Origin of the sequence: Bacteroides difficilis (assembly GCF_048319815.1) — a bacterium.
GTDB classification, from domain to species: domain Bacteria; phylum Bacteroidota; class Bacteroidia; order Bacteroidales; family Bacteroidaceae; genus Bacteroides; species Bacteroides zhangwenhongii.
In genome coordinates this window covers 4,549,446-4,567,459 of sequence record NZ_CP182814.1, presented here as the reverse complement: position 1 = coordinate 4,567,459, position 18,014 = coordinate 4,549,446, and the positions used below count along the sequence as shown (strand labels likewise).

Here is an 18,014-nt window from a genome sequence, read left to right as displayed (position 1 = left end):
ATGAGAAAATCAATTCTCTTGTTTGTACTCTTTGCTCTACTGAATGTCCCTCTCATGCTTTTTGCACAAGGTGGATATAAGGTAACGGGACAAGTCGTTTCGGCGGAAGATAACGAGCCGATGATTGGCGTGTCTGTGTTAGAGAAAGGTACAACGAATGGTGTGATTACCGATATAGATGGTAAATACACTCTTGAGATTAAGAGGGCGGGAAACGCTGTTTTGCAGTTCTCTTACGTCGGTATGCAATCTCAGCAACATGCGGTCAATGCCCGAACCGGTACACTTAATGTTCGTCTGGTTTCAGACGCTGCATTGATAGACGAAGTAGTGGTAGTGGCATATGGAACGCGCAAAAAAGGAACGATTGCGGGTGCCGTATCTGTCGTAAAGGCGGAAAAAATGGAAAATGTGCCGGCGGCAGGGTTCGACCAGTCTTTACAGGGACAGACTCCGGGCTTGTCGGTCATTTCAAGTTCAGGAGAACCCAGTAAAGCTGCTGTCTTCCAGATTCGAGGTACAAACTCCATTAACTCGGGAACGTCTCCATTGTTTATTTTGGATGGTGTGCCTATTTCCAGTTCCGACTTTAATACCATTAGTCCGGGGGATATAGAGTCCATATCCGTGTTGAAGGATGCCTCGTCCACTTCTATCTATGGTGCCCGTGCGGCCAACGGCGTGGTTGTGATTACTTCCAAACGCGGGTTGGCAATGGATAAAGCAAAAGTGACACTGCGTGGTCAGTGGGGATTTTCACAATTGGCATCGGATGACAATTGGATGATGATGAACACTGCAGAGCGCATTCAATTTGAAAAAGAAATAGGTTGGGGTAAAGGCAAGGACTACAATCTGCTTTCACGTACTGATGTCAATTGGTTGGATGAAGTGTTCAACGACCGTGCTCCGTTGCAGAGTTATGAGTTGTCGGTCAATCGTGCCACCGACCGTTTGAACTATTACGTTTCGGGAGGTTTCTACGATCAGGATGGTATTGCTCAGAGTTCTACGTTCCGTCGTTACAATATACGTGCGAATGCCGAGGTAAAGGCCAGCAAGTGGCTAAAGATAGGTACGAACACGATGATGGCTTATGAAGAGGTAGAACAGGCCGAAGAAGGAGACATGGCGCTGTATACTCCGATTTCAGGTTCACGCTTTATGTTGCCTTATTGGAGTCCTTATAATCAAGACGGTTCTTTGGCTTCGCAAAATGATGGAACTTGGACGGGAACAGGACAAAATCCGATCGAATGGATGGCGAACAATCCTACGAGTCATAAAAAATATAAGCTGTTGTCCACTGTTTTTGCAGATATTACTCCGATAAACAACCTGACGGTTCGTGCGTTGTTCGGAGCGGATTATACACGTTCCAAAACATTCATGCAATCGTATCCGAGCTACATTATTAATGATAATTCCGGTGTGGCCGGTCGCAGTTCGTCCGATATTCTCAGCCTGACTGAAACTCTTACGGCCAATTACCATTGGACGTTGAATGACAACCATTCTTTCAATTTCATGCTTGGACAGGAAGCGGTCGATTATCGTTCTGAAGGTTTTCAAGTAGTCACACGCGGGCAGAACAATGATAAGCTGACCAATGTCACTGCCGGTACGCGTGCGCTTTCCTGGCAGGATGTCTCCAGTTCCTATTCTTGCCTGTCGCTTTTTTTTCGTGGCGAGTACAATTTCAAAAATCTGTATTATGCTGAAGTGACAGCGCGTACGGATGCTTCTTCCCGTTTCGGTAAAGACCATCGTTGGGGAGCATTCTGGTCGTTGGCTTTTATGTGGAACATAAAGAATGAAGCTTTTCTGAAAGATGTGAGCTGGTTGACCTCCGCGCAGGTAAAGGCGAGTACCGGTACTTCGGGTAACTCGGAAATTCCTTATTACGACCATCTCGCACTTGTTTCCGGAAACGCCAATTATAATGATGAAGCCGGTATCTACCCTATGCAAAGCGGAAATGAGAAGCTGAGTTGGGAGCAGACTTGGGCAAATAATATAGGTGTGACTTTCGGGATTTTCGATCGTGCCAATGTGAATTTTGATTTCTATTATAAGAAAACGACCGATATGCTGATGTATGTACCCAAACCTTATGCTATGACCGGTGAAAGTAGTGGATGGCAAAATGTCGGTGCCATGATGAATCGCGGTGTGGAGATAGCGGTGGACGGTGATGTAATCCGCACAAAAGAGTTCACCTGGAATCTAAGCGCGAATGTGTCTTATAATAAGAATAAATTGTTGGAACTTTATAATGGTGTGCAAGAGTATGTAAACTCTACTACCGGGTTGAAATATCTGGTGGGACATCCTGTGCATGAATACTACCTGAACCGTTATGCCGGAGTCAATCCTGCCAATGGTGATGCTTTGTGGTATACTGCCGACGGAGAACTGACGACCGGGTTTCGTGAAGAAGATAAAGTGATGACCGGTAAGACGTTTGACTCTCCCTGGATGGGAGGTTTTGGAACCACCCTTACCTGGAAAGGACTTTCATTGTCTGCGCAGTTCACCTGGATGGCGAAACGCTATGTGATGAACAACGACCGCTTCTTTGAAGAGAGTAACGGGTTGTTCAGTGCTTATAATCAGTCGAAACGATTGCTGTATAACCGTTGGAAAAAGCCCGGTGATATCACGGATATTCCTCGTTACAATGTGAACGCTCAATTGGACGATCGCTTTCTTGAGAACTCTTCATTCCTGCGTTTGAAGAATTTGACGTTAGGATATTTGCTGCCCCAGTCATTGTTGAAGAAAACTAATTTCTTCACATCCGCACGGGTTTACCTGCAGGGGCAAAATCTTCTGACTTGGACCGGCTTTACCGGACTCGACCCGGAAGTATCAAGTAATATTTATAGAGCGCAATATCCGGCTTCTCGTCAATTTACCTTGGGTGTTGAAGTTTCATTCTAACTAGTATATTAAAGAAAGATGATTAAGAAATTTAAATTATATTTCCTGTTGGCCACCGTGGTGTTTTCTGCCACTTCTTGTTTGGATAAGATGCCCGAGGACTCTATTCCTTTCGATGAGGCTATCCAGACGGTAAGTGATGTGAATCAGGCGGTAATAGGTATTTATGCTGCTTTTAAAAGCAGTGCCCTCTATTCCGGCAATCTTACGCTGTTGCCTGACTTGCAGACAGACTTTGTATATGGAATAAAAGAAAATACGAATATTTACGGAGATATCTGGCGTTGGAAGGATATCCTGTCTACAAATAAGAGTATCGAGGCTGTTTATGCAGCATTATACAATGTAATCAATCGTTGTAATTTTCTGCTCGACCGTGTAGACGGGGTTAGAAAAATAACGACCGATGATAATGATTTGGATAAGATAGAACAGTATTGCGGAGAAACCTATTTTGCCCGTGCGCTTGCCTATTCGGAGTTAGTGAAGCTTTTCTGTAAGGCTTATGAGGACGACGATGATGCAGCCAATCAATTGGGTGTGGTTCTGACGGAACACTATCAGGGAGATGAAGTGATGAAGCGTGCGTCGCTGAAAGATTCTTATGAGTTTATTCTGAAAGATCTCGACCGTGCAGCCGAATTACTGGCATTGGACAAAGATTATGATCCCTCTCTTGACGGTGCTTTGTACAACAATGCTACTTATTTTAACGAGTACACAGTATACGCCTTGCGCGCACGTGTCGCTCTTTATATGAGAAAATGGGATGAAGCTATTAAGTACTCGAGCAAGGTGATAGATAGCAATTACTATCTCTTGTCCAGTTGTACTAACAATATTTCTTCCGATGTCAGCTATTATAAGTATATGTGGACCAACGACCTTTCTACTGAAATTATCTTTAAGGTAGGTTTCACGGTCAATTCTTATGGCGGCCGTTTAGGAGAGATTTTCTTTAATTACGACTATACCAGTTTCCGTCCTGATTATGTGCCGGCCACTTGGGTGATCAATTCATATAATAATAACGACTTGCGTGTGTCTACTTTCTTCCAGTCCTACACTACCGGCTATAGCCATCATCTCTCATGGCCTTTGCTGATAAAGTATTTTGGTAACGAGACATTCTATAATGCCAAGATACTTCATGTCTCTATGCCGAAAGTCCTTCGTTTGTCGGAACAATATCTGATACGTGCAGAGGCTTATGTACAGAAAGAACAGCCGGATTACGGTCGTGCCGGAAAAGATATCACAGCCATTCGTACGGCACGCTATACCACTTATGGAGGTTCTACAGCGTTGAGTGCCGCTAATGCGATGGAGGTTATCGAAGCCGAGCGTGTGAAAGAACTTTATATGGAAGGGTTCCGCCTTCATGATTTGAAGCGTTGGCACAAGGGATTCGAGCGTAAGCCGCAAGACCAGTCATTGGACAGTGGCGACAGATTGAAAGTCGAAGCTGACGATCCTTTGTTCGTGTGGCCGATACCGCAGCATGAGTTGGATGCTCCCGGTTCGCAAGTAGAACCGAATGAAAGTAACAAATAAGATTAAAAGTATACGATAATGAAGAAATTATTAATAGGATGTATGGCAGCCATTGCTGCTCTGGTAGCTCTCTCCGGATGCGACCAGGACAAGGTGGTGTACAACGGAGCCAGTTATCTTATGTTTTCCGACACGCTTTATTCTTATCCCGTGCAAGAAACGAATGAGATATTCAAAGTTCCTATTTCCACCACTGCTCCTGTCGACTACGACCGCACTTTTGCAGTTGAAGTGATAGACCGGGAGAGTAATGCCGTGGAAGGCAAGCATTACAATATATTGTCGAACACCGTTACCATAAAAGCGGGTGAAATGACTACAAATGTGGATGTGCAGGGTTTTTATAAGAATCTCAACATTAATGATTCGTTGGGTTTCGCTATGCGGCTTATCATCCCCGAAGCCGATCAATGGAAGTTGTACGGGACAGAGGCGAAAGTCGTGTTGCACAAAATCCGTCCGTTTGACATCAAGAACTTTACCGGATATTGTGTCGTCACTTCGACTTATTTCCAAAGTTATATGAATAATTTGGAGTTACGTTTGGTAAAATCCGATGTCGTAGAAGGCAAGGAGAACACGGTTGTCATACATAACCTCTACTATGACGGATACGATACGGAAATCACTTTTAATCGTGACGACATTCAGGAACCGCTGGTTGAAATGGAAGAACAGGTATGTGCTACTACAGGACAAGCTTTCGGTGCTCCTTATGGCAACGGTAAGTTATTGATCAGTCAGCCTACTGCCTACACTTCATATTACAGTACCAACGAGAATTTCGTATTCCAGTATGTCACGATGAGTGTGGACGAAAGAGATGGAACATCATTTGGCACGGTAGGTACATTCATGCATGTCATTGAATGGATAAGTGATGCCGAAGCGGAAAAATTAAAAGAACAAGGATATTAAAAAATAAGTAATATAATATAGATATGAAAAAGCTTAGTTTAAAACCACTAGGGGGTATCTGCATGAAGACATTATGCAAGAGTTTGCTCTTCATCGGCTTACTTACGACTTTCGGCCTGTCGGCATGTTCGGACGATGACGATGATGCGGTGACTCCGATATTTCCCGAGAAGCAGAATCTCATTTGCAATGCCGGTGATACAAGAGAATTTACTTTCACGGCTAATACAAATTGGAGTTTGGCCTCTTCTGCTATTTGGTGTAAGTTCAAGACCGATGACATGGAAGAGTTTATTATGTCCGGAACAGCCGGAACACAAACTGTTACACTTTTGATTACCGATGATAACCAAAAAGTAGGTAATACCAGTGTAGCCAAATTGGAATTGACGATGGGCGGTCAGACCATTGTGATTGGAGAGATTACTCGTTCTCTTGTGGACTATGAGTTGACGATATATGATAAAGATGGAAATGAAATTTCTGACGGAGAAGCGCTTAATGTGGGTTATCGGGAATTTGCCCAGTTTAGTGTTAAAGCTAATTTCCGTTTCGCTGCTACCAATCTGCCGGGTTGGGTAGAATTAGAAGGTGGAGCTATGGTAGGAGCTGTTAATCAGCAAGTGAAGGGTGGCTTGAAGATAATAGAGAATGAAAGCCGTGAAAAGTATCCGGTGGGAGCTGATGAAGGGAATGTGATTACGTTCTCTGACGACGAAGGAAGGGCTTTCCGTTCTGTCAAATTGTCTTATGAGGGTATGGCTCCTGGGGTAATGGAATTGACTCGTCCGTCGACTAATCAGTATGATTGGGTTGTATCTTTAGATGGAAAGACTTTCACTCATGGTGGAAGTAGTACGGCAGGCACAGGAAGCAGCAATACTACTTTCAGAAATCGCTTACCGTTTACGGTTAAGACGTTGGAAGATGATTATGAGGTAGTATTTGTAGAAAAAGGTTGGGATGGTAATTTATGGGTTATAGATCAATCTAACCCGTATGAACTATGGATGAGTTACGAGGATAAAAATGCAGAGGGCAAGAAAGATGGACATATTAAGCTCACTATAAATGAATATGTACCTGAATATGGGGCTTCTAAGGAAAGAACTGGATATGTACTCGTATTTTCTCGCGCTGAGTATGAAAGTATAAAAGATGATTTACAAGAGACTATCATTGATGGTGAAGAAATCGTTTATAAATATTCGGAGGCTAATCTTGTTCTTCAGTTCACTCAAAAGGAAATAAAAAGTGGCAGTGATACACAATTTTTCTCTGCACAAAACGCAATAGGAAATATGGAAAGTATTGAGTGTTCGACATATATGGGGGAGGACGCTAGTTATTATAAAAGTGAATATGGAGTACAAGGCATTTCTGAAATAAAGGAACCAACCAATAGTATATATGTAACCGTTACTTTTGAAATTTATGATGCTAAATGTTATTATTTGGACAATGAAGGAGATGCCCCCAATGATATTATATCCCCATCTGGTAATACAATGAGTGTCTCGACTACTGTGGCTGGTGGCAGGGATATTTTTATAGTTGTTTCCGGTGAGACTGCAAATGATAAAGCGATGTTAATTGTTCGGGCAAGTAATATAACCGAAGGTGGCGGAGGAGAAGCTGCAACAGTCTTTACTGTAATGGACCCTACAGGGGCATCTCAACCTGTTTGTAAACCATATGCCGGTGTTGATTATGGAGGTGCTAGTTGGATTATAGGTGAGCTAGGTTTGACAGATCTTTTTGAGATTACCGAACCGTCGACATCTATGAATATATATTTGGCTACTTCTAAAGTTTCTTCATATACATGCCATGAAACTGAAAATTTCTCAACTATTAATGTTGGAGACAATATAGTTATACTTGATGACAAAGATGGTGTGAATGTATGGCTTGGCGATAATTCTATAGCAAAACCTATACTTCTAGTAATTACAGGAGAAGATAATCAAAAACATGGCTTGTTTATCTCCATTAAATAGTAATCAAATAATAGATTAAATGAATCTACAAAAATTATACTCAATATTCTTCTTGCCCCTCATTATCGGCTTATTGACGATGGTAGTGGTGACAGGGTGCTCCGATGATGACGATGAATTGCAGACCCAATACGGTTATGTGCAGTTCAAAGTCTACAAAAGTACCTCTTATAAAGAAGGAACAACCACTCGTGGGACGGATAAACTGGATTCGTTGTTCATGGCGCAAAAAATTATGGTTGTGATGAATTATAACGGTACGACCGTTTCGCAGACTTTGCCTTTAAACGCATACAATACGGATAATGCGGAATATGGTCTGCGTAGTGACAAATTGCAGTTATTGGCCGGTACTTACAAAGTTATTGGTTATTATCTGTATGACAAACTCGATAGGGTCCTCTTGGCAGGTCCCGGTGGCGACAATGATGAATTTGTCATTATCAGTGGAGGGCTTCGGGAACAAGCATTGACTGTAGATGCTGTACCCCGTGGAACTGTAACTTTTAAGTTGTCGAAAGAAGGGCTTCGTGATATAACTACCACACGTGCATCTGGTGAATATCTGTTTAGCAATATTCGCATCATAGACGTGACGGTGATGAATACTTTCACTCGTGTCACGAAAGAGTTGAAAGGAATGAAAGTCACTTATGAAGAAGGTTCGAAGGAACATCAGAACCCTACTAATCCTAATGACAAATATATGGATATCGGCGTGGCGACATGTGACTCTGCCGTATGGCTTCCTGCCGGTACTTATCGGGTAGTGGCATATACCACTTACTCAAAGAGTGGTGCGGTAAAAGCTCAGCTTGAAACACAGTCTGTAAGAGGCGAACCGTTTGTTGTGAGAGACAATGAATTGACAGAAGATGCGAATGTGCCCATTCTATTGTCGGAGACTGCAGAGTACATCAAAGACTATTTAGCGCTGAAAGCTATCTGGGAGGCATTGGATGGACCGAACTGGAGATACAAGGCCTTTACGGTGAATAATAATACTGTGAGTCGTTCGAACTGGAATTTCAATAAAGAATTGGATATGTGGGGAGATCAGCCGGGTGTGGAACTGGATAATAAAGGACGTGTCACCGGACTTTCATTGTCAGGATTCGGTGCCAGCGGCAGGGTGCCCGATGCTATCGGACAGTTGACGGAATTGAAAACACTTGCTTTTGGTACACATAGCGAAGTGTTGACCGGCAGACTGTTCGGTGAGGATGAATTGACCTCTAATATGAGTGATGAGCAGAAGCAAAGAATACGTATGCACTATAAGACAATGTATCTTGACTATGACCCGCGTCTGAATATGTCGGAAATGTTGCAAAACGGTATCAACCAACATCCTGATTTGCAGCCGATAAAGAAAGATACCCGTGTCACATTGAAGGATACGCAAATAGGCGGGCTGACTAATAATATCACATTTATTTCAAAGGCTATGCAACGATTGACCAAGTTGCAGACACTTTATCTGGCTAATTCGCCCATTACTTCTGATAATATTGCTACAGGATGGGAAGATGCCGATTCTGAATATGCTAAACAGTATGCGGACGAAGATTTGAGCTGGAGTAATCTGAAGGACCTGACAGACGTGGAATTGTATAACTGTCAAAATATGAAGCAGGTTCCGGATTTTGTGTATGAGCTTCCGGAATTACAGTTGTTGAACCTTGCTTGCAACCGGGGCATCGAACCACAACAATTGAAGGACGATTGGCAAAAGCTGGCTGATTCTCCGACAACGGGACCAAAGATTCAGATTCTTTATTTAGGTTATAACAAGCTGGAATCCTTTCCTCCATCCACGTCTTTACAAAAGATGGAAAAACTGGGTTTGCTTGATTGTACACACAATAATATAGAAAAGGTAGAAGCTTTTGGTACAGGTGTCAAGTTGTCAAGCCTTATGTTGGATTATAACCACATTGAGGAAATTCCTGACGAATTTTGCGCATTTACAGATCAGGTGGAAGGATTGAGCTTTTCTCATAATAAGCTGAAATATATCCCGAACATCTTCAATGCCAAATCTGTGTATATTATGGGCTCTGTCAATTTCTCATATAATGAGATCGGTTCGGTAGACGGCAAAAATATAAATTGCTCGTTGGCTAATTATAAGGGTATTAATGCCAGTACGGTAACCTTGTCGTACAACAAGATTAAGAATTTCCCTAAAGAATTGTTTGCGGCCGGTTCTCCGATTTCAACCATCGACTTGAGCAACAATGAAATGGAATCGATTCCGGCAAATTCACTTAAGCCGAAAGAAGGAAATTATAAGAATACGTATTTGCTGACTGTCATTGATTTGCGATTTAATAAGCTGACAAGTTTGTCTGATGATTTCCGGGCAACTACCTTGCCTTATTTGAGCAATATGGATGTTAGCTATAACTGCTTCTCCAAGTTCCCGACACAGCCGTTGAACAGTAGCCAGTTGCTGGCTTTCGGTATTCGCCATCAACGGGATGCCGAGGGTAACCGTATCTTGCGCCAATGGCCGACGGGTATTACTACTTGCCCAAGCTTGATACAGTTGCAAATCGGCTCGAACGACATCCGTAAAGTGGATGAGACTTTGACACCACAACTTCGGATATTGGATATCGCAGATAATCCGAATATATCTATTGATGTGACCAGCGTATGCTCTTATATTAAAGCGGGTGCATATATGCTGTTCTATGATACTACTCAGGATATTCGTGGTTGCGATGCTTTAGGTATTGAACGATAATATAAAAGATTGTATTAATGAAATATTTTAGTAAAATAACATTAGGACTGATTCTTTGTGCGGGGTTCGTAACCTCGTGCAAGGATGATGATGAAACGGGAGTCGACGGCTTGACGATAGATAAGGAAGAAATTACTGTCGGTGCCGAAGGCGGCACTGAGCAGGTTGCCGTTTCATCCAATGGTCAATGGGTGGTTCGGACGTCACAACCTTGGATTGCCATTTCACCGGCAAACGGTCTGGGGTCGGCAGTGTGTAGTCTTGATATAGACTCTACACTGGCAAATGTATCGCGTACAGCACAGATACGTTTCTCTATGGACGGCAGAGAGCCGAAATTAATAACGGTTACACAATTCGGTTTCGGCAAACAGATTTTAATAAAGGAACCGGAAGTGGAAGTGCTGAGTTCGGCTTCTCTTGATAAACGTCAGTTTAAAGCTACTATTTCTGCGAACGTTCAATTCAAAATCGATAGAATTGATTATTCTTTTGCCGAAGAAGCATCAATGAGCGAGGAGAAAAAAGCGGAAGTAGAGACGGAACGTGAAGGCTGGATAACAGAGCCCAAAGAGGCGGATTTGAAAATGGACCTTGACAGAGGTGCCCGTCCGCGTACTATCAAGGTGAATTTCAAATGGGCCATGAATGTGGTGCCTTATACTCGTGTGGCAAAAATCCGTTTGGTTTCGGCCGATCCCAACGATGAATTGGTGGACAACAACAATAATAAAATAGATGCTGTTGTGCTCACTGTGACACAAAAAGCCGCTATGGAGATTACAGATGACCGTAAGGGCGACTCGTTGGCTATTATCACCATCAATAGCAAACTCCAGTCTATGATGAGCTTTGATACCAGTGAAAGTATGATGAACTGGGATTTCGTAACACTTTGGGAGACTACCGATAAGGAGATAAAAGACGGGGAAGTTCCTGAAGAGGCTGTAGGCCGTGTACGTGCTGTAAGCTTTGCCATGATTGATTTGAAAGACGGCGAAACATTGCCGAAAGAGATTCGTCATCTCAAATATCTGGAGTCATTTACTGTTCAGAGCAACGCCAACCGACAGATACGTACGGTATATTTGGGAGAGGATATTTGTAGATTGGAATATTTGAAGAACTTGTCATTATTCTCTTTCGGTATGAATGCTTTCCCGGATAACTTTGCTGAGTTAGGTGACAAATTGGAGAGCTTGGATTTGACAAGTAACAATTTCTCATCATTGTCGGTAGTTACTGATAAGGTGAATAAAGAAAATTTCCCGAAATTGAAATATTTGTCATTGACCGGATGCCGTGCTACGGAAACGTTGTTGGATTTAAGTCAAATTGATGGAAGCAATAAATATAACGGTAAGGACGTAGGTTTGCACTGTGACATTTCTCGTGGAAAACCAGAAAGAAACGCTCTCTTGAAGTTGTTGGTTTGGGACAAGCTGATTTCATTGGAACTCTCTTATAATTTCCTGGAAGGGGAATTGCCTACGGATGATGAGGTGAAAGCGGCGTTGACTGCTGCCGGTAAACCGGAAACTTATCAAGAGAAGGATTTCTTTACTGATTTGTCTGCCGAACCGTCCGCCTATCTTGACCATATATCCAAAGATACTTGCCAATGGTTGTTGACGGATAATAATCCGGTTACCTTTAAGAAGCAAGCTCCGGTATGCGGGAAGGACATTCCACGTGTGTTGCCGTTTGCACGTACACTGCGTTTCAATTTGAATTTCTTTACCGGTGCGGTGCCGAACTGGCTGTTGTTCCATCCTTATTTCGCATACTGGAATCCGACAGCTCTGCTCTTTAATCAGCAGGAAGGCGGTAAGAATACGGCGGGAAGTGCGGTTGGATTTAATAATGTGGAGGTCGTAAACTACGATTATTCTTATTATTATGGAGCTAAGGATCCGGGAGCTGATAAAGTCGTTAGTGGAGTGGCCTATCCGTTGTATTATAGGAAATTTGTATTATCGGATACTACAGATTAGGCTGACTGTGAAATGAATATCATTAACAAGAACAATTTTAAAAAGGAACAATGAAGAAAAAATTCTTATATACAGCACTGTTTGCCTTGCTATTGGCAGGATGCTCGGAACAAGAACTTGTAGAACAACCGTCTACCCCTTCGGGGGGGACGGAAGTTCAGCTTCCGGCTGATGTCACTTCGGGTGAGTTGCTGATTAAATTCGATCCAGCAATGACCGATATTCTGGATCGGGCTGTCACGGTGGCAACCAGAAGCGGCGGAGCTATGACCCGCTCGGGGATTCCATCTACCGATGAGGTGCTGACTATTTTAGGTGCCTATCATTTTGAACGTATCTTCCCGGTGGATACCAGGAATGAAGAACGTACGCGCGCTGCCGGACTGCATCTGTGGTATCGGGTAAAGTTTGATGAAAATACGGACTTGAAAGAGGCTGCAAAACGTCTCGGCAAATTAGGAGAAATATCCAAAGTGCAAGGCAACAGCCATATAAAACGTGCTTACAACACTCGTGGTTATCGGAGCTACATAAGTGAGAGTGCTTTGCGGCAAAAGGCGGCTACTCGCGCTACGACTGCGGATGGCGGATTCAATGATCCGGGCTTTTCTTATCAATGGCACTACGCCAATAGTGGTAGTAATGAATTTGATAATCAGAACGGGTTGGGTAACGGCTCTGCCGTGGGATGTGATGTCAATTGTCTGAAAGCTTGGGAAAAATGTACGGGCGATCCGTCTATCATTGTCGCAGTCTTGGATGAAGGGGTAATGAATACTCATCCCGATTTGGTAGGCAATATATGGATTAATGAAAAAGAACAGCCTTTTGCGGACACCGATGCGGATCATAACGGCTATAAGGATGATAGATATGGCTATAATTTTGTAAGTGATACAGGGATTATTTCTTGGTGGGAAGTTGCTGATACGGGACATGGAACACACGTAGCCGGTACCATTGCAGCGATGAACGGCAACGGTGAAGGTGTTTGCGGAATTGCTGGCGGTGGTCCGGGAAAGCCCGGAGTGCGGATTATGTCCTGCCAGGTATTTTCCGGTGAATACGGTGTCGGCTTGGATGCGGAAGCCAGAGCAATCAAGTATGCGGCTGATAATGGTGCTGTCATTCTGCAATGTAGCTGGGGATACAATTCTTCTTTGGCCAGTATGATTGAGGGATATAGTCCCGGACCGGGAACGGAAGAAGAATGGGTGAGCATGAACCCGTTGGAGAAAGAGGCATTAGATTACTTTATCAATAATGCGGGTTCTCCCAATGGAGTGATTGACGGTGGACTGGCGATTTTCGCTTCAGGCAATGAATATGCGGGCATGCCGGCATATCCGGCCGCTTATTCTAAATGTGTATCCGTGAGTGCGGTAGCCGCCGATTTTACTCCTGCCTCTTATAGTAATTATGGGGTGGAGGTAACGGTTTCCGCTCCGGGTGGTGATACGGAATATTATAATCCGTTGGGACAGGAAGATCCGGAAAGTTGGGAATCTGGTATCCATTCAGGCTCTATTCTTTCTACATGGATACAGAACGGTTCTCCTGTTTATGGGTTTATGGATGGCACTTCTATGGCTTGTCCGCATGTGTCGGGAGTAGCGGCATTGGGATTATCGTATGCGGTTAAGTTGCGCCGTCACTTTAAAGCGAGCGAGTTCATCGAATTGCTTAAGACTTCTGTGAAGCCGTTGGATAGCTGGTATACAGGTGGAGAAGTGAAGAAGTACTATCGTAACCATCTGTCTTCGGGTGCTTCTCTTACACAAGTGCCGTTGTCGAAATACGTCGGTAAAATGGGCACGGGATTGGTTGATGCCGGAAGCTTGCTTGATAACATCGAGGGCAGTGGTTCGGATATGGTAGTACCGAATGTATATGTGGCAGAGGGTGCGGAATCGACTTTGAATCTGGCTTACTACTTTGTGGACGGAGAACAGTTGACATATACGTGTACATCGAGTGATACTACTATCGCTACGGTGGCTGTAAGAGGTACGCTTATGACTGTATCCGGAATAAAGACCGGTGCGACCCGCATTACTGTAAAAGTGAACGGTGGAAGCGAGCAGACGATTACCGTCACTGTTCGTAAGAAAGCTAATGATAACGGTTGGATGTAATTTTGATATTCAATGAAACCCCTTACTTGGATACGGTTATTTTTATTCTGTGTGAGCGTCGGACAGTTCCGGGTGGTCGAAGCCCGGAACCTCTGTGCTACATTACAGGAGAAAGTCGATTCGTTGCTAAATCCTCCATTAATGAAACAGGCGGAACAGATTTTGCGTTTCGACAAAACTGTGATGGATATCGGGGTCTTGACTGAAGATGACGCTCCAAAGGCATTTCGTTTCATGTGTACGAACGTAAGCGGTAGAACGGTACAACTTGCCCGTGTAAATACAACTTGCGGTTGTACGGCGGCGGAGGTTTGCACCGGAGAGATCCTTCCGGGTGAGTCGAAAGAGATTGTTCTGATCTACAATCCGGCGAATCATCCCGGTACGATAGACACGAACGCTTTCGTTTATCTGTCTTCTTCGGACACAGCTCCTGTAGCACGCCTTACATTAATAGGCAATGTATTGCCTACGGCGGATAAATGGGCGCGCTATCCGTATGCGATGAATAAATTGAGACTGAAACAAAACCGGGTGGAATTTCGGGAAGTAGGTTCAGGAAGGCGCTCTTCGGAGCGGGTATTGTGCGGCAATAGTGGAAATGTTCCATTGCGCCTGTCGGTATCCGGCATTCCGGAGTTTGCGACTTTCCGTACCGAACCGGAAGTGATTGTCCCGGGAGAGGAGGCCGATATTGTGATTACAATAGATGCTTCGTTGATTCCTGCGGAGAAAGGTGATTCGTTTGCCTTCCCTGTCATCATCGAAGGAGTAGGGGGACAACCGTCGGACCGGACATTGAATATTATGGTAAACCGTATTAAGTAACGATAAAAACAATAAAGAAAACATGAAGAATATTTTCAAACTTATGGCTTTATTTGCCTTTGTCCTCTGTTTCGCTTCTTGTGACGACGACGAAAAGGCGGACATTCCGTCATTGCCGGTCACTGCCGCAAACTTGAACGGAACTTGGCAACTTACCGAGTGGAACGGACAGCCTTTGGCTGAAAGCACGTATTGCTACATAACATTTAATCGGAAAGAACTGACTTTCAAGATGTATCAAAAGTTCGATAGTATGTACGCACGTTGCATTACCGGTTATTTCAGCATTGAGAAAGATCCTTATTTAGGATACGTTATCAGTGGGGAATATGATTTTGGCAATGGTGATTGGAACAGCGATTATATTGTAACAGACTTGCTGGAAAGTGGTTCGATGATTTGGACGGCAAAGGATAATGAAAACGACGTGAATAAATATGTTCGTTGTGAAAAAGTGCCGGAAGAAATCGTAAAGGAAGCGGAAAAGGACTATTAACTATTGACCTCAATTTTAATAAAGAATCTCAATTTTCCTTTTTTAAAAGAGGGAGATTGAGATTTTCTTTATAGGAAGTATCAAACTCCCGGTCTTATTTGTTTTGGCATTTATTATCTAAAATAGATAGCTTTTGAAAAAAAACGCTAACTTTGCATACTAGTATATATCTTAACAGGATAATAAAAATGGAAGCACCTGAAGAAAAAAATATAGATTTTGAAGGAGATGAAACTTTAAATCCTTCCTCATTGGTTGTAGAGGAAGCTGTTGAGGATGTGTATCCGGATGCTGTACTTAATATCGCCCGTGAAACAGGTTCCGTCTTTCAACTGAAACGTAGGTGGGAAAAAACTCCGTCGATGTTGGACTTGACTCCTCCTTTTCAGCGTAATCTGGTTTGGTCCTCTAAACAAAAGAGTGAGCTGATAGAATCCATTATTATGGGAATACCGTTACCGGCATTTTATGTGAAAGAAAATCCTGAAGGCGTATATGTAGTGGTGGATGGCAAACAACGCTTGAGTACTCTTTTCGATTTTATTGATGGTAAGTTCAAACTTGAGGGGTTGTCTATCTTAAAAGATCATGTAAAGAGCTATTTCTCAGATCTTTCTCCCATAGAACAAAATAAGATTGAAGACTATACACTGACGATTAATGTCATTAAAGCTCCCACAAGTGACCGTGTCACATTCGATCTTTTTGACCGTGTGAATCGAGGAGGTACAAATCTCAATAATCAGGAGATGCGCAATGCACTTTATCAAGGGACGTCTACGCGATTGATTGATGAACTAGCCGAAAATATGAATTTTTTAGATGCAACAGAGAATACAATTCCTCCAAAACACATGAAAGACAGATATCTTATTCTCCGTTTTCTAGCTTTTTATATGTGGAATGAACATCTTTCAGTGGATATCGAGACTGGTTTGAGGTTAGAATATAAGAGTAATTTGGAAGATTTTCTAGGTAAAACGATGGCGTATCTTAATAATCTGACTTCTCAGGATAAATTAATCGCAAGATTGAAAATCGTATTCAATGATTGTATGTATTATGCGGCAAAATACGTTGTTCCCCTTGGAGGGTTTAGGTTACCGTCTGATGGAGGTAAGCAAAAACGGCCTATTAATATGGCTTTTTTTGAGAGCTTTAGCTATTTGATTGCAAAAATGGATGAAGTGAATGAAAATCATGTTCGTGAGGTTTATTTCTCTATATTGAGTAATAAAGAATATGTAAACTCCCTTACTTATTCTGTTGATAGTCGCAAACAGACTTATTTGCGTTATGAAATAATTAAATCATATTTAAAAAAAACGAATCCTAATGTTAAATAGATATAGAATTGAGAATTATAAATCGTTTCGAGAAAATGATTTTGAGTTAAGAAAACTGAATCTGTTTTCTGGTGCTAATTCTGCCGGAAAGTCATCGGCTATACAGGCACTGTTGAATGCGGCCGATAATTTTCGAAAGGAGACAACTGAACATAGTATTGTGACCCGTCATACTCCGGTTGTCACATTCAATGAAACCCGTAATTTCATTACGAATGCAAAAAGTTATAGGATTGGTTTGTATGATGATGAGAATGAGATCAACCTATTATTCACGCCGGCAGACGATGCCTTTAAAGGTATTAATGTTGTGCAAGACGGAAAACCTAAAGGTAATTTATATTCTTTATTGCATAATAATTTATTCTATTTGCCGGCTATGAGAACCGGAAGATTGGATAATTCGACAATTAATCCGAATGCGGAACAGAACCCGTTGGGGCTTAACGGTGAATTTGTAATAGATTTCTATCAGAATAATAGGACTCAGCTTTTGCCTGAATCTTTATGGGCAGGTAAGGAAATCAAGACTTTGGAAGGACAAGTGAATCTTTGGCTAAAAAAGCTCACTGGATATCGTTTGATTGTCGAACTGGATGGAACACAATATAGAGTAAAATTCGAAACGATTGGCAGTAAGCAGCTTTTTCCCTATCATGTCGGTACAGGCATTAGTTTTATTACTGAAGTAATAATTGTTTGCTTGGCCCTTCCGGAAAATGGCATGGTTATTATTGAGAATCCTGAGATTCATCTCCATCCGTCTGCACAAGCTGATTTGATTGACTTTTTTGCTATGGTCGCAAAGTCTGGTCGACAAGTGATAATAGAGTCTCATAGCGACCATTTGTTTAATGGTATTCGTCGTTTGTTGCACAAAGGAAATATTACGCTGGCTGATGTAAATGTATTCCATTTTACTCGTGAGGAGGATGGCTTGACTAAAGGTGAGTCGGTTACCCTTACTCAAGAGGGGGGAATACGTAATTATATTCCCGGTATGTTTGAACAGTTTGATAAAGATCTTGATGATATTCTAAGTTAATAT

At 42.6% G+C, this 18,014-nt stretch carries 11 protein-coding genes; all 11 read left to right on the top strand.

The features are described from left to right. The 11 genes from ACNOGP_RS18020 (at position 1) to ACNOGP_RS17970 (ending at position 18,011) form a co-directional block, all read left to right on the top strand. Complete coding sequence (locus ACNOGP_RS18020; protein WP_418213406.1) at positions 1-2,943, top strand: SusC/RagA family TonB-linked outer membrane protein; 2,943 nt, start codon at positions 1-3, stop codon at positions 2,941-2,943. 18 nt (positions 2,944-2,961) lie between these two features. Beyond that, positions 2,962-4,497 carry a RagB/SusD family nutrient uptake outer membrane protein gene (locus tag ACNOGP_RS18015; protein ID WP_418213405.1) on the top strand — a complete coding sequence of 512 codons (1,536 nt, stop codon included), beginning with the start codon at positions 2,962-2,964 and terminating at the stop codon, positions 4,495-4,497. A gap of 18 nt (positions 4,498-4,515) precedes the next feature. Beyond that, a complete protein-coding gene (locus ACNOGP_RS18010) occupies positions 4,516-5,415 on the top strand; it encodes a DUF4984 domain-containing protein (RefSeq protein WP_418213404.1) in 900 nt (299 codons plus the stop codon). A gap of 23 nt (positions 5,416-5,438) precedes the next feature. Next, positions 5,439-7,415: a DUF5003 domain-containing protein gene (locus tag ACNOGP_RS18005; protein WP_418213403.1), complete on the top strand. Its 1,977-nt coding sequence runs from the start codon at positions 5,439-5,441 to the stop codon at positions 7,413-7,415. A gap of 19 nt (positions 7,416-7,434) precedes the next feature. Next, entirely contained in the window at positions 7,435-10,167 is a 2,733-nt protein-coding gene (locus tag ACNOGP_RS18000; RefSeq protein WP_418213402.1) for a DUF4458 domain-containing protein, read from the top strand. 17 nt (positions 10,168-10,184) lie between these two features. After that, the gene (locus tag ACNOGP_RS17995; RefSeq protein WP_418213401.1) at positions 10,185-12,161 is read left to right on the top strand and encodes a BACON domain-containing protein; all 1,977 of its coding nucleotides are present in this window, start codon (positions 10,185-10,187) and stop codon (positions 12,159-12,161) included. Positions 12,162-12,211: 50 nt separating this feature from the next. Continuing rightward, positions 12,212-14,296, top strand: coding sequence for a subtilase family N-terminal domain-containing protein (locus tag ACNOGP_RS17990; protein WP_418213400.1), 2,085 nt, complete (start codon positions 12,212-12,214; stop codon positions 14,294-14,296). 12 nt (positions 14,297-14,308) lie between these two features. After that, complete coding sequence (locus ACNOGP_RS17985; protein WP_418213399.1) at positions 14,309-15,124, top strand: DUF1573 domain-containing protein; 816 nt, start codon at positions 14,309-14,311, stop codon at positions 15,122-15,124. Between the two features lie 22 nt (positions 15,125-15,146). Continuing rightward, the gene (locus ACNOGP_RS17980; RefSeq protein ID WP_418213398.1) at positions 15,147-15,620 is read left to right on the top strand and encodes a lipocalin family protein; all 474 of its coding nucleotides are present in this window, start codon (positions 15,147-15,149) and stop codon (positions 15,618-15,620) included. A 188-nt stretch (positions 15,621-15,808) separates the two neighbouring features. Beyond that, positions 15,809-16,966: a DUF262 domain-containing protein gene (locus tag ACNOGP_RS17975; RefSeq protein ID WP_418213397.1), complete on the top strand. Its 1,158-nt coding sequence runs from the start codon at positions 15,809-15,811 to the stop codon at positions 16,964-16,966. Continuing rightward, on the top strand, positions 16,956-18,011 hold the full coding sequence (locus tag ACNOGP_RS17970) for a DUF3696 domain-containing protein (RefSeq protein ID WP_418213396.1): 1,056 nt from the start codon (positions 16,956-16,958) through the stop codon (positions 18,009-18,011). The genes ACNOGP_RS17975 and ACNOGP_RS17970 overlap by 11 nt, the downstream gene beginning before the upstream one ends. Positions 18,012-18,014 lie beyond the last annotated feature (3 nt).